Raw genomic sequence first — 18,203 nt, 5'->3', positions numbered from 1 at the left:
ATTGGGTGATTAGGAGAATCATTTATAAGTTTAGATTCACTTCCTCCGACCTGCTTATATCCGGTCTCCCTTTACCCATGATTCTGCAACCCGGAATTAATCTTCATCCAGATCTACATCCTCCGGGATCTCCTCTTCGTCAAGCAGATCCTCAAATTCATCAGTGGTAACATCCTCATCTTCCTCGTCATCGCTATCGACGGGCGCTGAAGCCTTAGTCTTGGCGACTGTAGCTCCGGATCTCTTTAGCTGTCCGGCAATATCAATCTGATCATTATCGATGGCAATGGAAAGAGCAGTTTCCCCATTTTTGTCTTTCAATTTCACATCCGCACCGCTCTGCAACAGATGTTTCACAACCCGTGAGTGACCTTCTCTTGTAGCCTGCATCAAAGCTGTCTGGCCCCAGCGCTGCTTTGCATTTACATCCGCTCCATGTTCAAGAAGCACTTCTACTGCTTTGAGATTTCCTTCTCTGGAAGCGACAATAAGAGCCAGGTCGCCTACTTGTGCGCCCTGATCAAGAAGGTATTCCATCATTTCCACATTGTTATTCTCTGCGGCACGGTTTAAAGCTGTTCCACCCATTGAAGTTGCAAGGTTGGGATCAATACCATTATCAACAAGCAGCTTTACGATTTCCATATTATCATTTTCAGCAGCATAGACCAGAGCAGAGGCTCCATTTTTGGCTGTTTCATTGATATCGGCACCGCTTTTCAGGTGTTTCCTTACAGCAGAAATGTCTCCTGATTTTGCAGCTTCTAAAAAAGGACTCAATTCCATAGTAAATGGGTAGTTAAGTTAAATGGATAGTATTTAGCCTTATTGAGGGGTATATCTTAAATATATCGGCATTAATCAACAGCTTTTTGAAAGATTAGCCGTTGACTAGTGAATAATGCCTGTTCCGCTATAACCGTTCATAAAATCCCTGCCGCTCATCCTTCTCTTTCCCTGGATCTGCACTTCCTGTAGAATCAGATCCTTATCTTTTGTGCCAACCATCATCTGACCGTCGTGCAGCCCGATCTGACCCGGTTTGTAACGTTCGGTATCCCCTACGCTCGATCGATACATGTTAAATTTGAGATCATCCAGCTCAGCCCAGGCGGTAGGGAACGGACTCAAACCGCGAATTTTATTATGAATGTTTTGGGCTTGTCCGTCAAAATCAATTCGGCAGTCTTCTGTAAAAAGTTTGGGGGCAGGCGTAGCCTTACTGTCATCCTGGGGGCTCAGGGAGTAGGACCCGTATTCAATCTCATCAACAGCATCCAGCAGCAACTTACTTCCCATCTCCTTAAGGCGGCCGTAAAGGTCACCCGTTGTTTCATTGGGACCAATCGGTGTCTCGCCCTGCTTGATTATGGAACCGGTATCGACTTTTTCATCCAGGAAGAAAACCGTGCAGCCGGTTTTCTCTTCTCCGTTGATAACTGCCCAGTGAATGGGTGCGGCACCCCTGTATTTGGGAAGCAGTGATGCATGGAGATTGATGGATCCCTTAGTGGGAATTTCAAGAATTCTTTTAGGGAGGATGCGAAAAGCTACGACAACAAAGAGATCGGCCTCCAGTTTTTCCAGCTCATCGGCAAAGATATCCGAGCTGAGGTCATCAACACTGATAACGGGCAATCCGGCTTTCATTGCTCGTGCTTTTACCGCTGTGGGGGAAGTTTCACTGCCACGCCCGCGACGTTTATCAGGATTGCTGACCACTGCGGCAATTTCATGCGGGGAAGCCATTAACTTTTCAAGGCTGGGAATAGCAAAGTCTGGGGAACCCATGAATACAATTTTCATGGCACCGGAAAAGTTTATTTAGAAGTTGCTTTTTTGGGGACCAGCGGGTAATCAGTATCCTTATTACCTTCAGCGATATCTTTCAGTTTACCGCTCAAAAGCTTCCTTTTAAACATCGACAGATGGTCAAGAAAGAGTACACCATCAAGGTGATCCTTTTCATGCTGAATAACTCGTGATAGCCATCCGCCGACCTCTAATTCTTGTTTTTCGAACTCTTCATCGCGGTAGGAAACCCTAATGGATTCAGGCCTGGTAACAGAGGCATTCACCCCTGGAATACTCAGGCATCCCTCTTCCATGTCTATCTCTTCATCACTGCTGAAAGTGATTTCCGGATTGATCATGGCAATAGGACCATAGAGCGGATCGTCTTCTTCCTTGGCCATAGGATCGGCGTCTACCACAAAAATTCGCAAAAGTCTCCCTATCTGAGGAGCCGCCAAGCCAACACCGTCGGAGTTGTACATGGTTTCAAACATGTTATCGATGAGAGCTTCTATCTCATCGGTGAGTTCCTCTACCGGTTCGGTTTCTTTCCTGAGAATCTCATCATCGTAGGTTACGATGGGTAAAATGGCCATGCTAGTTTCCTGTTTCGTCAAGGTATTTCTGCAAAATGATGGCAGCAGCGGCTTGGTTTACCCTGTCGGAGTCCCTACGCTTCATCTTTGGAACTCCCGACTCAACCATCGCCGCAACCGCTTCTTTCGAAGTGTATCGCTCGTCCATCTTTGCAATTTCGATTTCAGGAAGAACCAGCCGTAAACGGGTAATAAAACGTTCAACCATTCTTATGGCTCTGCCCTCTCCGCCCTCCGGTGTCAATGGCCAGCCTATAACCAGCTTCTCTACCTGTTCGGTTTCCACCAGTTTTTTCAGCTTTTCAATCGCTTCGGGCGGCGGGTAAGTACCGATAGGATTTGCGACCATACGCAATAGATCCGTACGAGCCAGTCCGACCCATTTTGTGCCTACGTCAATACCTATTAATCTACTGTAACGTGACAATTTAACCTTCCTGTTCTTCTAATTCCTCAAGAGGTGTTCTAAGAAATTCTTTCAAGAGTTTGCTCGGCTTAAAGTGGGTTTTACGATGCGCCGGAACATAGATCTCTTCGTTGGTTTTCGGGTTGCGTGCTCTAGGCTTGGCTTTGGTCTTTTTGACTTCAAATACACCAAAGTCACGCAGTTCAATTCGGCAGGTGGGGTCTGCATCCATCATGGTTTCTCGAATTGCTACAAGTACGGCGTCAACCCAAGGTTCAGCCTGAACCATAGGTTCATCCATATCTTCTGCAACTCTGCGAACGAGGTCTCTTTTTGTATATGTAATCATATTAAATGGGTTCTTACTACTTTAATCTTAGTTCTGTCTTTGTTGTTTTAGCGATCTCAGATGAGAGATTTCTGCTTCATAATTTTTGTAACTGATGATATTATTTTTGAAGCAGATATGAAAATGTATGCACAAGCTACAAAGTAAAAACTTATACTTATTCATATCGAAATACGCTTTTAACTCCTTCCACTTTTTGAAGTCTGTTGATGATTCTATCTAAGTGTTCAATGTCTTCTACATAAACCGTTAATATACCTTCAAACATTCCACTGTCGCTGTTAACGTTAATACTCTTCATATTAGTCTGCAGCGATTTTGAAAGTACATCAGTAAGGTCGTTGATCATACCTACCCGGTCCTCTCCAATGACGCGGACAGCTCCAAGGAACCGGGTATCAATATTTTTAGCCCAAGCCACATCAACTATTCGTTCACCGTCTGTCTGAATAAGGTGCCTGATATTCTTACAATTGGAGCGGTGAATCTTCACATCACCGGTCCGGCTAATATATCCTATCACATCATCGCCGGGTATCGGGCTGCAACAGTTGGCATAGGAGTACTTAACATTTGTCAGCTCACCGTTGATCACCAGTGCTTTGCTGTCACCGATGGAACGCGCCGCATCGATATATGTTTCCTGGATTTCCTCTTCCGTCAGCTGTCCTGACTTCGGCTGTTCCTCCTCTTCATCTATACGGCCCTTGCTGGTAAATTGTTTTACCATCTTGAAAAGCTTCTGCACATCAAAGGTACCCATACCGATTTCGTAGAAAAGGTCCTGGGTGGAATCGAACTTCAGCTTTTGAGCAATGCGGGTCAGATCCTGCTCAGAAATCTCGAATTTGCCCTTCTCGGCCTGTTTTTCCCAGAGCTCTTTGCCCTCTTCGGCCGTCTGTCGTTCTTTCTGTTTAATAAACTGACGGATGCGTGACTTAGCCTTGTGGGTAACCACGTCGTTAATCCAGTCCGGATTCAGATTGATCTTGTTCCCGGTGATGATCTCTACCTGATCCCCTATCTCTAGTTTCTGGCGCAACGGGGCCATCTTGCCATTGATTTTGGCAGCCATGGCACGCTCACCGATCTCACTATGGATATCAAATGCAAAGTCGATGGGAGTAGCTCCCTGTGGCAAAGTTCTCAGTTCCCCATCCGGGGTAAAAGCATAAATTTCATCCTGGTACAGGTTAAGCTGGAAATCCTTGACAAATTCTGTAGCGGCATCGGGGCGCGGATTTTCCAGCACGTCCCGTACCCATGTCACAAACTTATCCAGCGTCTCAGAGCCTTCCTTGCCTTCCTTATACTTCCAGTGTGCGGCAAGTCCGCGTTCGGCAATTTCGTCCATCTTACGGGTACGAATTTGAACCTCCACCTTGCGGCCCTTTTTCGTAATCACCGTAGTGTGCAGTGACTGGTAGCCGTTGGCTTTTGGTACAGAAATGAAATCCCTGAAACGTTTAGGAATGGGAGTATACCAGTCGGTGATGATGGAATAGACACGCCAGCAATCCTCCTTGGTATGCGGATCCTCCAGGATTATACGAATTGCAAAGAGGTCATAGATTTCCTCAAAGGGCTTTTGCTGCCGCTGCATCTTGCGGAAGATGGAATTGATATGCTTGGGCCTGCCTTTGATTTCAAACTTGAATCCCTGGTCTTCCAGCTCCTCCCTGATAGGCTGCATGAATTCCTCAATGAACTGCTCACGCGAATCCTTCTTCTCACGCAGCTTACGGGCGATAAACTTATAGGAATTGGGGTCGATAACCTTGAAACAGAGATCCTCAAACTCGCTTTTAATATTGAACAAGCCAAAACGATGGGCCAGCGGTGCGTATAGCTCTATAGTTTCTGTGGCAATCTGGAGCTGCTTCTCACGGGGAAGATGTTGAATGGTACGCATATTATGCAGGCGATCGGCAAATTTGATCAGAACCACACGGATATCCTCCGCCATGGACAGCAAGAGCTTCATGAAGGTCTCCGCCTGCTTGGTATCGCGGCTCTTAAATACACCGGATATCTTTGTCACCCCATCAATCAGGTGAGCAACCGTTTCTCCAAACTGTTTCTCGATATCTTCCAGCGTAACACTGGTGTCCTCCACCGTATCGTGGAGCAGGGCTGCCGTTACCGACACATCATCTATATTGATCTCCAAAGCAACGATTTTGGCGACCGCTACAGGGTGGAAATAGTAGGGTTCCCCTGAAGCGCGCTTAACGCCCTCATGGGAAATATAGCAGAGTGTGAAAGCCCGGGTCACCAGGTCATCGTCAACCGAATCAAGGTGATCGTGACATACCTCCAGCAGCTGCTCAAGATCACGCTGTTGCGGCTCAGGCAGCGGTATATCTCCCAGGTCTTCAGGATATGTTGTTTTTGCTTCTGCCATCAGTTACCGTACTACTATGAAAAATTGCAAATGACAAGAGACAAATAACAAACAAAAGTAAATAACCAATCATCTAATGACTGAAACTGAATAAAAGCTTCTGTTTGGGTCATTGAAAGTTGTTATTTCCGGTTTGTTTGTTAATTGCGTTTTGTTATTTGCTTCCTGTTTTGGTCAACATTATAGTAAATAAACGATCTATTACTTCTTATGCCAACGTTAAATTCGGACATATAGTTTTTGTATAAAAAAAGCGGACGCCGCCAGACGCCCGCTATATAAAGAAATTAATTGGCTAAAATGACAGAGAGAGACCGAATATCAATCGTCCGTTAGCATCGAACTCAGTTGCAAATTGAGGTTCATCAGTCTGCTGGAAACGATATTCTACGAAGGGTTTTATAATCGGTGTTACACTCAGCTCCGCCCCTGCAAAGGTATTCCAGAAAACACCGCTGTCACTGGTATCAAAATCTCCGCCAGGCAAGTCCTGAGTACTGACGTCAAAAGTTGTTGCTCCGAGGCCCAGCCCTACATAGGGGGTCAGCATCCCGAGATTGACTCCACCTGTTGCCGCTAAACCGTAGTCGTAGTTAGTGACGTCAGCGGAATAAGTAACTCCTCCTTCTGAGAGGCTGTTCTCTTCACTGAAATAACTGAAATGACCGCGAATTCCCAGTTGCACAAGCGGCAATCCGGTGAGTATTTTGCGTTCTATACGGGCACCAAAGCCATTTTGGGGATCTTCCGAACGGATTTCATAAGACGCACCGATACTCCACTGCGCCTGAACCAGGTCGGGGGTAACCGTAGCCAGCATTAAAACTCCAAACAACGCTGTAATACATTTTTTGATATTCATATTTCCTCTAATTGGTTAATGTGAAGATATTGTATTCTGTAGACATAGAACTCAATAATGATACTATTATCTATTTTAAGGTACAATATAACTTTTGCGAGGTCAACGGCGGGTTTATTAGTGGTTGAGTTGGAACATTATTCTGATGAGTAACGAGTAAACAGTGTAAGATTTGTGTTTTAGGTATACTTTTTTTAGAAAGGTTGTTTTGAAAGAGAATCTTTGCCCTTTTTTAACACGATGCCTGAGTGGCGGACTTGGTAGACGCGTCGGACTTAAAAACGCTTACCCCCCCCTCCCGACGCCTGAAGGCCTATTTTTGCCGGTTTTGTTACCAATATCGTACTTCTCTTATTTTTTTGGGGCAAAATAGCAATAGTCGGCATGGAGATAAGGGTCATGGCAATACTCAATTGTAAGGAATAGTACTACATTTGCTTTTAGTATAAGCCTATAAATAATCTATCCGCAATTTTGTAAAGTGAGTTAAATGGTGATAACTCCAGTTGATTTATCAAATGAAAAGTCCGGAAACAACATCATACCCAAGTTCGGATCAAATTGAGAAAATTTTTCTCGAAGTATTGGATCTTCGTTCAGAGCTAGTTGGTGCAGTTGATACTTTTCAATACTATTTGGACGAGGTCGATGAAAATCACGTGGAAAGTGCTCGTAATTTATTACACTATTTGGCCTTTCGAAGCAAGGATCTTCGCCCACTACAAATCAGCCTGGCTGCAATGGGGTTATCCTCCCTGGGGCGAGCTGAGTCTCATGTTATGGCTACGGTTGATGCTGTAGCCAATGTATTGTTTGGTCTATCGCGTAAAGTGCGACAGGCACCCGCTCTAAATAACAGTACTATCAAATTTAAAAAAGGTGAAAAGCTTTTATCGGAACACACTGAATCATTGCTTGGACCGGCGAGGGAAGGAAGAGGTGTTCGTGTTATGGTAACAATGCCGAGTGAAGCAGCGGATAATTTTGGATTAGTATATAATCTTTTGCAGGAAGGAATGGATTGTGTGAGGATAAACTGTGCCCACGATAATGTAGAAGTGTGGATGAAAATTGTAAAAAACCTGCGAAAAGCTGAAAGAGAGCTTGGAAAGCGGTGTCGAATAATCATGGAGCTGCCGGGCCCAAAGTTGCGTACAGGACCACTGAATCCCGGTCCACAGGTAATTAAAGTCAGGCCCGTACGTAATGAAATCGGCCGTGTTATTAGACCCGCTGTGATATGGCTGACTTCTGAAAATATCACTCATTTTCATCCCTCGCCCAAGTGTACAAGATGTGTGTTACAAGTTCCTGATCCATGGTTGCAATATTTGAATGTCGGAAATAAAATTAAGCTGATTGATGCCCGGGGGTCTAAAAGGGTACTTTCGGTAGTAGATTCAAAAGATCATGGCTGCTTAGTCGAGACGAATAAAACACTCTATCTTACACCTCAAACAGTATTACGAATATCCGGTACTGAAGCTGACAAGTATCAAACTCATGTAGAGAATATTCCGCACTCTGAAATTCCGATTATCCTAAAGCCCGGTGATCAGCTTATTTTGACACGAAATCAAAGTCCGGGGCATCCCGCTATATATGATGATGTAGGTATAGAATTGGCCCCTGCCAAAATCGGCTGCACTCTGCCTGAGGCTTTAGATCATGTGGAAGTCGGTGAAATGATTTGGTTCAACGACGGAAAGATAGGGGGAGTTATTGATAGAATTGAAGACGAAGAGATCATTATCAGAATTAAACAATCACGTGAAAAGGGTCGAAAACTAAGAGGGGATAAAGGTATAAATCTTCCGGACAGTTATATAAGTTTGCCCTCACTAACAGTTGACGATCTTAACTATTTAGATTTTATAGCTGAATACGCGGATGTTGTAGGATTATCTTTTGTAAACAGTGCAAGGGATGTGGAGATGCTTCAAGATCGACTTGAAAAATATGGTGATAAACAACCTGCTATAATGCTAAAGATTGAAACAAAACAGGGATTTCATAATTTGCCGTCTATTTTACTGACAGCAATGCGTTCTCACTGCTTCGGAGTAATGATTGCCAGGGGAGATTTGGCAGTCGAATGCGGATTTGAGAGAATGGCCGAGGTACAGGAAGAGATTCTTTGGTTATGTGAGGCGGCTCATGTCCCCGTTATTTGGGCTACGCAAGTACTGGAGTCTGTGGCTAAGAAAGGTACTCCATCTCGGGCCGAGATTACGGATGCCGCTATGGGGCACCGAGCGGAATGTGTGATGCTAAACAAGGGACCCTATATTCTTAATGCTGTTCGTACATTAGATGATATACTAAGTCGTATGCAAGCACACCAGATCAAAAAGAGTTCCATGTTACGCGAGTTGCGACTGGCCCGTGAATTCACTTCAATAAAAAGATATTAACCAATTGTATTCGAGGAAGTCATTCTAGAAAATACCCCTTCATCTGATTTTTTTAGTTGGTTTCAGACCGTTCTTGGTAAAAGTTACCACGCAATAATTAATGAGTGTACTTCAGAATTGGGAATAAAGACAACTATGGCTGAAATTTACCTATCAGGTACCCACTGATGTACCAACTTTAAGTGTCACCGGTGAAGAGACGTAATTAAAATCATACGTGCATTCTTAGTGTCTCAAAGTTTCTGCGAGATAGTCCGGTGCAGGTTATAATTATGCCATCACCTGATATTCGTTTTCTGATATATTTATTTGGCTTCTACTGCGTCGAACTCTGATAATCTATACTAGTGCAGCCGATTTCTTTGTAAGGAACTGATGCGCAGAAAATTTTTGAAATCCGGTTAGATTGAGCCTTCCGCATAATTAGACTGAAATACTCGATATTTAAACAAAGCTACAACCACAGCCCCACCCACTCCGTTACCACTCAATGTCAGGCCCAGAAACTTAATATAATCGAGAAATGAAATAGAATCAGAATAGAGCCATGCACCAAAAACCTCAATATTACCGACAATACTGTGATGAAATCCCCCCAACCCAATGATGGCGGTTATCATAAATATCAGTACAAGCCTGGTAATGGAATTAACGATAGAACTCAACAACCAGGTCAAAAGCCCCATCAGCCAGCCTGCTGTAACAGCACTTAAAAAGATGACCAGACTGTCATAGTTAAGGATATGTTCTCCAATTTTACTCATTGTATCGTGAGTGAACAGGGTTAACTTTGGACCCAAATAGCTTATAAAAAGAACAAAAATGATACCTCCGATAATATTACCCAAGATGACGGTAGACCAGATACGAAGCAGGTTCAGGATGCTGCGTTGACCATTCAGTACAGGAAGAGCTACAATGGATGTCTGTTCTGTAAATAAAGCTGACTTTCCGACTATTACCATGATAAATCCAACCGGATAGACGATACTGAACAGCTTAAATATTGTTCCTTCCGGTAATGTGCCGTTAAAAAAAAAGTACACGGAACAAATCAAAAGATAACTGAACCCGATTTCCAGACCGGCGATAATGGAGCTCAAAAATACGGTTTTGTTCTGAAGACCGAACATGGTCTCGCCTTCATGCAGAACGGTACTGATGATGTCGTTATAGTTTTTGGTATTCTTGGAACCCTTTGCTTTTTCTTTAAGTATTTGTTGCTCGGGTGACTGTGCGGTTTTATCTGTTTCCATTCTGTTTTTCTTTCATAGAAATTTGTTGAAACGATCATATAAATTTCGCCGGGATTGTTCGGGGTTTGGATAATCAGATTTTTCCCCAGACAGTAATTTCAGTACTCATTATTCCTATTTCTCAAAATTCAAGAGAAGGGTTTTCCTTTCAGAATCCATCACTTCCAAAGAAAGGGATTATCGAAAATTGTAAAGGATCGTGATAAATTGAGAACGTGTGATCGATAATTAGGAAGGGTTATTTTTCCTGATTAAAGATATTGGGGAAATTCATGGGCTTTAGTCAATAGTATTATTTTTATGGCCCAAGGAACAGATGCACTATGTCTGGGGTAAATTACTCATGCGTTCTGCCTTTAAATCCTTAAAATAGCCCGGAGACAGTCCGGTATGTTTTTTGAATTGAGCCGTTAAGTAGTGTTCGTTTTTGTAGCGAAGTTTTTCAGCTATTGCCAACAATGATAAATCATCATACAGCAGATACTCCTTGATACGCTCAATTTTTTGGATAATAATAAATTGCATAACGGAGATCCCTTTTACATCAGAAAAGATCTTTAATATCGATTCACTTCCCGATTGCAGGTTTCTACCAATGATATCTTCAAAACTCAGGTTTGGCAGCTGATCGGAATAATGGACCACTTCGATGATCGTAGTAATGATGCGATCAATAAGCATACTGTCATTTTCATCCAACAATTCTAAGCCTGATTTTAACAGATTATTATTCAGGCGATCAAGTTGCGCCTGAGTGGTTCCGTCATGAAACTCTACGGCACCATGCGGTGAAATGGAGTACTTAATGCCGGCTTTACCGAGCTCCTCTTTTAGTATCATTTTGCACCTAAGACTCACCATGTATTTTACATAGCGTTTTGTAGCTACCATAGTTAACCTATTGAACGTCACTTTTCTTAACTGATTTGCCGAAACAATATAAAAAATAAAATGGGAAAACAGGTACGCTCTCACTCATAACCTGTCTTCCCATGATTACTGCTAAGCAGGGCTCCCTACCTCTGCCTTCGCTCTCTTCATTTCTAAATTTTAAATTTTGTATTGGCATGGTACTAACCCATCCATCCAAGTGCCATGAGACGTTGTTCTATCCCTTCTAATGTCAGGGTATTTCCCGAGGTATAATCGTCCAGGGTTGAAGCCTTCAAATCTTCATTGCTTAAATTACTTGCTTTTATTTTGCAATATGCAGTGAACAGTAAATTCATTTCAAGTATCTCTTTCTTATTGAAATAATATTGACCGGCTTTTTCCATAATCAAACCAATCTGTTTAAACTTGATTACCTGTCGGAAGTCATCAGTGAATTTGTCGTAGGTTGTCATGATGCTACGGCCTTTCGCAGGATCAATTTGGTTTATATCTGCAAGTGTATTTTCCAAAGTCTCTAAAGTCGGTTCCGGCATCATTAACTTACCTCCTCATATCCGCTTTTGATTATTGTGGATATCATTTTAAACCGGTCGTTCGCTTTAAATGAATTAGGGGCATGAGCCGGGATAATGATCGATTCTCCGGTCTCCAGAGGCTTGCTTACTCCGTCAATGATCACCTCTGCTTTTCCGTCAATAATCTGAATGAATTTATCGAATGGAGAGGTTTTCTCTTCCAATTTCTCCCCGGTGTCAAAAGAGACGGCATTGATATTTCCGGTCGATTTTTTAATGATTGTCTTAATCACCACCGAATCAGGGACATACTCAATGATTTCGACAACGATCATTGCTTTCGATTTTTCAAGCTCTAATTGTTCTTCTTTCATTTTTACAATCATTTTTAATGATTACCGCATTGTTGAAAAGTTCGGATCTTTGATTGCCGATTTTGTTACACTTTTCTTTTCGGTCGGTATTACGTAACAAAGGTCACGAAATTCTTGAGAAGATACGTTACACACTTATGGAAATAATCTTACACAAATTACAGATTTTTGACTTTTCCCTTTCCAGATGTACGGTAATTATGTTGAATAGCAGGAATTCTTGAAATTTGCTACGGGGTAGTTGCAGCACCGACAAATTATACCTTAGGCTGCTATATGCAAATAATATACTCCCGGCAGAGGCAGGCTCCGGCAGTCCACATAACGTTTCATGTACAGGCAGTCCGGAATAATTCCTATAGAACCGGATCAGATCTCCGACTTAAAATATCGAAGTCAGGTAAAAATGAATTAAAATCACTTTCGATAAACTCCAAATATCTGATCATTGCAAAATTTCATACCCAAATGTCCCAATGACCAAATAAGATTATTGGCTATGGTTTAATCCGGCCGGCATTCAAAGCCTTGCAATCAGTGATTAGTTGCATTGTAAAACTTACGTGTGTTATCTCCCATTTCTAACATCAGGTATTTACATACACCGTTTTTTTGTTCACAAATTCCAGAATCCCGTCTCGTGAAAGCTCGCGACCGTAGCCTGAATGTTTGGTTCCCCCGAAAGGCAGGCGAGGATCTGACTTTACGAGTTCATTTATAAAAAACGCGCCGTCCGGAATTTTGCTGATGCTTTTCCGGGCTTCTTCAATATCTTTGGTAAAGAGCGTAGTTCCGAGCCCATACCTGGAGAGGGATGCCAGCTCAAATGCCTCTTCTTTGTCTTTGGCCTTTATGATGGCTGCCAGAGGGCCGAATGTCTCCTCATCGAAAGCGGGCATGCCCGGTTGTACATTGGTGAGCACCGTCGGTTCGTGAAATGCCCCCCGCCTGCCGCCGCCTGTTAAAAGTTCGGCTCCCCGGGCAAGCGACTTGTTGACCTGTTCCTGCAGCTGCTCGGCAAGGTCCTCACGAGCCAATGGTCCCATTTCCGTAGATTCATCCAATGGATCTCCATCTTTAAGAGAGGCTATTTGCTCTAAAAAATCCGGGACAAATTTGTCATACGCTTTTCCGACGACTATAAATCGCTTAGCGGCAATACAGCTCTGCCCGCTGTTTAGCATTCTTGCCCTCACTCCTGTTTGCACCGCCTGTTTCATATCGGCATCCTCCCAGACTATGAAGGCATTGTTACCGCCAAGCTCCAGCACTGACTTTTTCAGGTACTTCCCCGCAAGGCTGCCCACTGCCCGCCCTGCCCGTTCGCTGCCCGTTAGCGTTACCGCCCGAACGATATCACCGGCAATGATCTCTTCGGTTCTGTCATGATGGACCATAAGATTTTGGAAAACGCCATCCGGGAAACCGGCCTCCCTCAGCAATTCTTCAATATGTGTGGCACAGCCGAACACATTTGGAGCATGTTTCAACAGGGCGGTATTTCCTGCCATCAGTGTCGGAGCCGCAAAACGAAATACCTGCCAGAAAGGAAAATTCCAGGGCATGATAGCCAGCACGGGCCCTATTGGGTCGTGACTCACAAAACTCTCGGCGGCATCGCTTTCAATAATCTCATCAGCAAGAAAACGCGCCGCATTTTCGGCATAAAATTCACAAACCCAAGCGCATTTGATAATTTCCGCCCTGGATTCACCGATCGGTTTCCCCATTTCAAGCGTCATGGTGCGGGCATATTTATCCACATTTTTCCTTAGCAAATTGGCCGCTTTTCGAAGTAATGTTTCGCGTTCCGGAATCGATACCTTAGGCCAGGTACCAAAAGCTTCCTGTGACTTTTCCAGAATACCTATTACCTCTTCTTCGGTCTGCTCGGTGTAGCTTGCAATTTCCTTTCCATTGTAGGGATTTATGCTTTTAAATAAGGCCTGCTTAGGTTCTTTCATATAATGACTTTTTTGTGAAATGCTAATAACAATTTGAAATGGAATTATACCAGCTTAAACCCTGTAAGGTCGGACGTTATTTCATCCAACTCTTCGGTTTCATCGGGTATTTCCGTAATGTAATGATCATGAATTGCACTGATCCATTTTTTCGCACGATCCGTTAATGTGAAATCATCGGTCATCAAGCGGCCTCTCATTACCAGGATACCCATATCGGCTCCTTCATATAAGTACTTACCTTTTTCGGCAATGCGTAAAAAGAACGCTTCTTTTTCTGATTCAACAGCACGCCTGTGAGAATCCATACGGTCGAAGGTGATGGAACCGTCTTTTCGTTGCTTCCAGATTCCCGAAGAGGGTGCCTCTGAAATATATTCGACACTATCTTTGGTATGTTTGATTATAAGCTGGCTCCAGCTGTCGATATTTTCAGGACGTGCCCACCGGTCGTTGATTGATTTGATACTCAACTCATAAGGTACATCCATCCACTCGAGAAGGTGAAACATGAATAACGGTGCATCAGCCAGGGCAAATACAGCGTGATTGGTTATGGAACTGGCCCCTGTAACCCGTGGATTAAGTTCCCCGAGATACACCCTGCCGTTGTCTTGGTCGATCAGGAAATCCAATTCAAAATATCCCTTATAACCCTCTTTCCTCAGCTGGTCGCCGAGTAATTTTGTATATTGGCGTGCTTTCCGGCGAATGGATGGAGTGAAAGCATCGGCATATATTTCATTACCGCACCAGCCGCCTTTATATGGGGTGAGTTCCGGGAAACCGACCATTTCGGTCATCAGCGGTGCTACAATCGTACCATGACGGGTGACGCATGCTTCGATGGCCGATCCCCGGCAATTGATTCGCTTCATGATTTTCACCTCCTTCTCTTCAACGATCTCTTCCCGGTGCTTTTCAAAATCCTTGCTGTCGGAAATAAAGAAGGTAGTGTGTCCGGAATCACCAAAGGGCGTTTGTATAACCAGGTCCTCACCAAGCTTCTTAGAAACTTTCCGCAATTGCTCGTAATCATTTACTTTTGATAGCACATAGGGTACGCAGGGTACACCTGCTTTTTCAGCAATACGGTTCGTGTTCACTTTGTTGTCCATGGAAGTACGCATTTTAGCAGAGGGGAAACAGACCTCCAGGCCACGTTTTTTGGCCAGTTTTTCTGTTTTTTCGTCAAACATCAGGAACATGGCCTTTCCTGCCTTGCCGTTGATTTTTCGGGTTTTCAGGTAGTCGGTAACCTCCGGATGACCCAGCAGGTAGTTATTAATATCTTCAATGCTTTCGAAATCCTCGTGCGGCACCTCCTCCTTAGGTGAAAATACATTCGGATGCCATCCGTCAAAACAGTTAATGTGACAGATAAATTTAAAACTCTTGATCCATTCGTCAGCTCCCAACAAATTAAAATTGGTTGCACTTATAAAATAGATCGGTACCTCATTACGGTGGAAAAAGCGGCGAATATCAGGTAAACCCTTCAGTGTTTTTACTTCTTTTGTCGTAGTAGCCATGGTTATTGAAATTAAATTAAAATTGTTGTGGTCCCGTCCCTTACCCGGCCTGTGTCTCTACTGCAGCGGGAGCTGTAACGGTTTCGTTTGTACTCAGCACCTGTTCTCTGAAAACTTTGAGCCCGAGTTCAGGCCGGTAGCCGTGAATTTCTTTCACATCCAGTACAAGCAGAAACCGGATAATTTCCTTGCTGATCACTTGCCCCGGTACCAGCACCGGGAATCCGGGCGGATAGGGAATGACAAAAGTTGTGGAAACCAGTTCCCGTCCCTGTTCAAGCACATCAAGGCATTCACCGAGAGCGATATACTCACAGTTTTGCTGCCGGTAAGCCAAAAAATAGGCCCGCCTGATATCGCCGCCTGGTACGCCCTTTACAGCCTGAAAGAAGGAATGAAAATGGCTGAAATCGGGAAGGGGCGGAACGTCCTCCATTAGTGAAATGACCCGTTTCTCTACAATATCTTTTTCTTTCCTGTTCATTGCCGGGAGTTCTTCATCCAGCTTGCCGGCAATATGCAGCAGGGTGTTGATCAGGTAAGCAACACTCCCCCGCGTAGTACCTATGCTGGTCATAAAAAGGATGGAATTGCGGGATGTTTTGTTGATCTGAATGTTATACCGGTCCATCAGATACTTGTTTTTAAAGGTATCTCCGTCAATGCCCGAAAGGCCTACCGTGAGCGTAATTTTAGTGGGATCCAGAACAAATTCGTCATGCTCCCAGGCATCTTCCATACGGTTCCAGCCTCCCTGATCGGTGTAGTATTCATCCAAACCCGAGGGACGAAACGCATCGGGAATAAAATCGCGGACGGTGAGCACCCGGAAATATTTCTTCAGAATGGGATGATCGTGAATTTTGGCACGGACAGACATGGCCAGTTCCACGCTTTTCTCTACCAGTTCATACCCTTCGAACTGCACCTGTCTTCGTCCCGCATCAAGCGAAGCCAGTATCTGATAGTTGGGAGAGGTCGATGTGTGGGTCATGTAGGCTTCCTGGAAACTGTCGGAAGCCAGCCGTTTGAATTCTTCGTCCCATACGTGGATCATGGATCCCTGCCGGAAACTCGTTAGCGTTTTATGCGTACTTTGGGTAGCATATACGCGTATTTTTACTTTGCCGGGGTCGGGCATGGATGGCACTTCATCCACTGACAGGGATTCAATATGTTTTTTGTACTTGTCCCTGTATGAATCTGTTCGATATTTGTTGTATAGCTTGTTTGCCACAAACATGCCCGTTCGCTGTTTATAGGTATACGTAAAACCTGCAAATGCAAACCAGGCCTCATCCCACAAAAATATCATATCCGGTTTGATGGCCAGTACCTCCTCCATCACTTTTTCCACATTGTATACCAGCCCGTCGAATGTACAATTGGTCAAAAGCAGCATTTTCACTTTATTCAGCCGGCCGGCCGCCTTAAGTTTCAGCAGCGTTTTTTTGATCTCGTGGAGCGGAACCGCGCCGTACATGCTGTATTTCTCTATCGGGTAGGAATCCAGATAAACCGGAAGGGCTCCTGCCAGCACCAGGCCGTAATGATGTGATTTGTGGCAGTCCCTGTCTATAAGAACCAGGTCTCCGGGTTCCACCAGGGCTTGCTGTACAATCTTATTAGAAGTAGAGGTTCCGTTGGTCACAAAAAATGTTTCCCGGGAACCGTAAGCCTCGGAGGCCATTTCCTGTGCCTCTTTCAGGGTACCGGTCGGCTGCAGCAACGAATCGAGCCCCCCGGAAGTTGAAGAAGTTTCAGCAAGACAAATATTGCGCCCGTAAAATTCACCGAAGTCTCTTATCCAGCGTGATTTGAAAACTGAATTCCCACGGGAAATGGGCATGGCGTGAAACACCCCTACCGGTTTTTTACTGTATTCTTTAAGTGCCGTATAAAAGGGGGTCTTATATCGCTCCCGGATACCCCGCAATATTGCAAGATGCAGTTCTTGAATATCATCCTTACGGTAAAAGATTCTCCGGAAATTTTTCAGCGTGGAATCCTTCAGATTTTGGAGTGCGGTATCAGTTACATAGTAAATATCCAGTTCCGGCCGAAACTGTTTGATGATTTTACCAAGAATAGGCCCCAGCTCTTCTTCCGGTCGCTCTGAATAATCCAGTTCCGTTACCTTTGAAAGAAATGGCCTTAGAAGTTCGTTGATCTCTCCCAGTTTATAGGGTGGAGCGTAGCGAATGACCACCGACTGTATGTTAAAATTGATCAGTAATGCTATTAGGGCATCCTGAAAGGAGTGCTGTACGGTGATATCATATACCAGGTGCTCATATTTTTCCCGGAGTTCACTGATTTTTCCACGCAGAGCCTCTTCTTCCTGACCGGAAAGGTTATCTACAAAAAGGACTTCAAAATAATTTTTCCGCGACTCATGGGAAGTTCGTTCCGGTGTTTCATTCTCCTGGTTCTCCTCCTCTTTAGGGTTCATAAATTGAGGGTTGCTTCGGTAAGCGTCACTTACCAGCAATCGAACAAATTCTACAACAGATCTCGATAGCGTGGCATATTCTTCTCTTTCAAGGGATTTCTGAAGTTTTTTCACCCTTTTCCCTCCCGGAAAGGAGTAGTACTGCTCAATAGCTGCCAGGTTTTTTAGCAGGGCCGACGCTTTCTCGGTATCCTTTGCATTTTTTTGGGATTGCCCCGTATCGGAAACGATAGATTGGAGTTCCGAACGCAATCGGTTCCATAAATCCACACGTAACTGTGCCACATTAAAGTGCGGCGTACTTTTCCGGTCATTTGCCATTAACTTGATTTTTAAAATGTTAAGGAATACCGCTCATAAATCATGAACTCAGCGGGCGACTCTCTGTATC

Annotated in this window: 15 protein-coding genes; 1 reads left to right on the top strand and 14 read right to left on the bottom strand. The window is 44.1% G+C overall.

Going from position 1 to position 18,203, the window contains the following annotated elements:
• Positions 1–96: 96 nt before the first annotated feature.
• From G3570_RS03500 to G3570_RS03470, 7 genes are all read right to left on the bottom strand, one after another.
• Entirely contained in the window at positions 97–786 is a 690-nt protein-coding gene (locus G3570_RS03500) for an ankyrin repeat domain-containing protein (RefSeq protein ID WP_165139202.1), read from the bottom strand.
• Between the two features lie 105 nt (positions 787–891).
• Positions 892–1,806 carry a methionyl-tRNA formyltransferase gene (fmt, locus tag G3570_RS03495; protein WP_165139200.1) on the bottom strand — a complete coding sequence of 305 codons (915 nt, stop codon included), beginning with the start codon at positions 1,804–1,806 and terminating at the stop codon, positions 892–894.
• Between the two features lie 14 nt (positions 1,807–1,820).
• A complete protein-coding gene (gene def / locus G3570_RS03490; RefSeq protein ID WP_165139198.1) occupies positions 1,821–2,390 on the bottom strand; it encodes a peptide deformylase in 570 nt (189 codons plus the stop codon).
• A gap of 1 nt (position 2,391) precedes the next feature.
• Positions 2,392–2,817 (bottom strand): Holliday junction resolvase RuvX, encoded by a 426-nt coding sequence (ruvX, locus tag G3570_RS03485; protein ID WP_165139196.1) that lies wholly within the window; start codon positions 2,815–2,817, stop codon positions 2,392–2,394.
• Between the two features lies 1 nt (position 2,818).
• Positions 2,819–3,145 (bottom strand): HU family DNA-binding protein, encoded by a 327-nt coding sequence (locus G3570_RS03480; RefSeq protein ID WP_165139194.1) that lies wholly within the window; start codon positions 3,143–3,145, stop codon positions 2,819–2,821.
• A 157-nt stretch (positions 3,146–3,302) separates the two neighbouring features.
• Complete coding sequence (locus G3570_RS03475; RefSeq protein ID WP_165139192.1) at positions 3,303–5,549, bottom strand: RelA/SpoT family protein; 2,247 nt, start codon at positions 5,547–5,549, stop codon at positions 3,303–3,305.
• A gap of 295 nt (positions 5,550–5,844) precedes the next feature.
• Positions 5,845–6,411 (bottom strand): outer membrane protein, encoded by a 567-nt coding sequence (locus tag G3570_RS03470; RefSeq protein ID WP_249066626.1) that lies wholly within the window; start codon positions 6,409–6,411, stop codon positions 5,845–5,847.
• 518 nt (positions 6,412–6,929) lie between these two features.
• On the opposite strand from G3570_RS03470, the gene G3570_RS03465 reads away from it, so the two are divergent.
• Positions 6,930–8,825, top strand: a complete 1,896-nt coding sequence (locus G3570_RS03465; protein WP_165139190.1) for a pyruvate kinase — start codon at positions 6,930–6,932, stop codon at positions 8,823–8,825.
• Positions 8,826–9,226: 401 nt separating this feature from the next.
• Here G3570_RS03465 and G3570_RS03460 read toward each other — a convergent pair whose 3' ends face one another.
• The 7 genes from G3570_RS03460 to G3570_RS03430 all read right to left on the bottom strand — a co-directional run bounded on the left by G3570_RS03460 (position 9,227) and on the right by G3570_RS03430 (position 18,133).
• Positions 9,227–10,081, bottom strand: coding sequence for a formate/nitrite transporter family protein (locus tag G3570_RS03460; RefSeq protein ID WP_165139188.1), 855 nt, complete (start codon positions 10,079–10,081; stop codon positions 9,227–9,229).
• Between the two features lie 321 nt (positions 10,082–10,402).
• Positions 10,403–10,972, bottom strand: coding sequence for a helix-turn-helix domain-containing protein (locus tag G3570_RS03455; protein ID WP_165139186.1), 570 nt, complete (start codon positions 10,970–10,972; stop codon positions 10,403–10,405).
• A gap of 182 nt (positions 10,973–11,154) precedes the next feature.
• A complete protein-coding gene (locus G3570_RS03450) occupies positions 11,155–11,511 on the bottom strand; it encodes a hypothetical protein (protein WP_165139184.1) in 357 nt (118 codons plus the stop codon).
• Positions 11,511–11,864 (bottom strand): cupin domain-containing protein, encoded by a 354-nt coding sequence (locus tag G3570_RS03445; protein ID WP_249066625.1) that lies wholly within the window; start codon positions 11,862–11,864, stop codon positions 11,511–11,513. Before G3570_RS03445 ends, G3570_RS03450 begins: the two co-directional genes overlap by 1 nt.
• A 587-nt stretch (positions 11,865–12,451) precedes the next feature.
• On the bottom strand, positions 12,452–13,828 hold the full coding sequence (locus G3570_RS03440) for an NAD-dependent succinate-semialdehyde dehydrogenase (RefSeq protein ID WP_165139180.1): 1,377 nt from the start codon (positions 13,826–13,828) through the stop codon (positions 12,452–12,454).
• Positions 13,829–13,872: 44 nt separating this feature from the next.
• Positions 13,873–15,360, bottom strand: a complete 1,488-nt coding sequence (locus G3570_RS03435) for a biotin carboxylase (RefSeq protein WP_165139178.1) — start codon at positions 15,358–15,360, stop codon at positions 13,873–13,875.
• A gap of 40 nt (positions 15,361–15,400) precedes the next feature.
• Entirely contained in the window at positions 15,401–18,133 is a 2,733-nt protein-coding gene (locus G3570_RS03430; RefSeq protein ID WP_165139176.1) for an aminotransferase class I/II-fold pyridoxal phosphate-dependent enzyme, read from the bottom strand.
• Positions 18,134–18,203 lie beyond the last annotated feature (70 nt).

The sequence above is a fragment of the Halalkalibaculum roseum genome, from assembly GCF_011059145.1.
GTDB classification, from domain to species: Bacteria; Bacteroidota; Rhodothermia; order Balneolales; family Balneolaceae; genus Halalkalibaculum; species Halalkalibaculum roseum.
The sequence above is the reverse complement of the archived record's forward strand: the minus strand, read 5'-3'. Positions and strand labels throughout refer to the sequence as shown.

What these genes read in the sequence shown, in the direction of transcription:
- G3570_RS03460 (WP_165139188.1), bottom strand. Translation starts at nt 10,081, where the DNA reads ATGGAAACAGATAAAACCGCACAGTCACCCGAGCAACAAATACTTAAA.
- G3570_RS03500 (WP_165139202.1), bottom strand. Translation starts at nt 786, where the DNA reads ATGGAATTGAGTCCTTTTTTAGAAGCTGCAAAATCAGGAGACATTTCT.
- G3570_RS03435 (WP_165139178.1), bottom strand. Translation starts at nt 15,360, where the DNA reads ATGGCTACTACGACAAAAGAAGTAAAAACACTGAAGGGTTTACCTGAT.
- G3570_RS03475 (WP_165139192.1), bottom strand. Translation starts at nt 5,549, where the DNA reads ATGGCAGAAGCAAAAACAACATATCCTGAAGACCTGGGAGATATACCG.
- G3570_RS03465 (WP_165139190.1), top strand. Translation starts at nt 6,930, where the DNA reads ATGAAAAGTCCGGAAACAACATCATACCCAAGTTCGGATCAAATTGAG.
- G3570_RS03480 (WP_165139194.1), bottom strand. Translation starts at nt 3,145, where the DNA reads ATGATTACATATACAAAAAGAGACCTCGTTCGCAGAGTTGCAGAAGAT.
- def (WP_165139198.1), bottom strand. Translation starts at nt 2,390, where the DNA reads ATGGCCATTTTACCCATCGTAACCTACGATGATGAGATTCTCAGGAAA.
- G3570_RS03470 (WP_249066626.1), bottom strand. Translation starts at nt 6,411, where the DNA reads ATGAATATCAAAAAATGTATTACAGCGTTGTTTGGAGTTTTAATGCTG.
- G3570_RS03455 (WP_165139186.1), bottom strand. Translation starts at nt 10,972, where the DNA reads ATGGTAGCTACAAAACGCTATGTAAAATACATGGTGAGTCTTAGGTGC.
- fmt (WP_165139200.1), bottom strand. Translation starts at nt 1,806, where the DNA reads ATGAAAATTGTATTCATGGGTTCCCCAGACTTTGCTATTCCCAGCCTT.
- G3570_RS03445 (WP_249066625.1), bottom strand. Translation starts at nt 11,864, where the DNA reads ATGAAAGAAGAACAATTAGAGCTTGAAAAATCGAAAGCAATGATCGTT.
- G3570_RS03450 (WP_165139184.1), bottom strand. Translation starts at nt 11,511, where the DNA reads ATGATGCCGGAACCGACTTTAGAGACTTTGGAAAATACACTTGCAGAT.
- G3570_RS03440 (WP_165139180.1), bottom strand. Translation starts at nt 13,828, where the DNA reads ATGAAAGAACCTAAGCAGGCCTTATTTAAAAGCATAAATCCCTACAAT.
- G3570_RS03430 (WP_165139176.1), bottom strand. Translation starts at nt 18,133, where the DNA reads ATGGCAAATGACCGGAAAAGTACGCCGCACTTTAATGTGGCACAGTTA.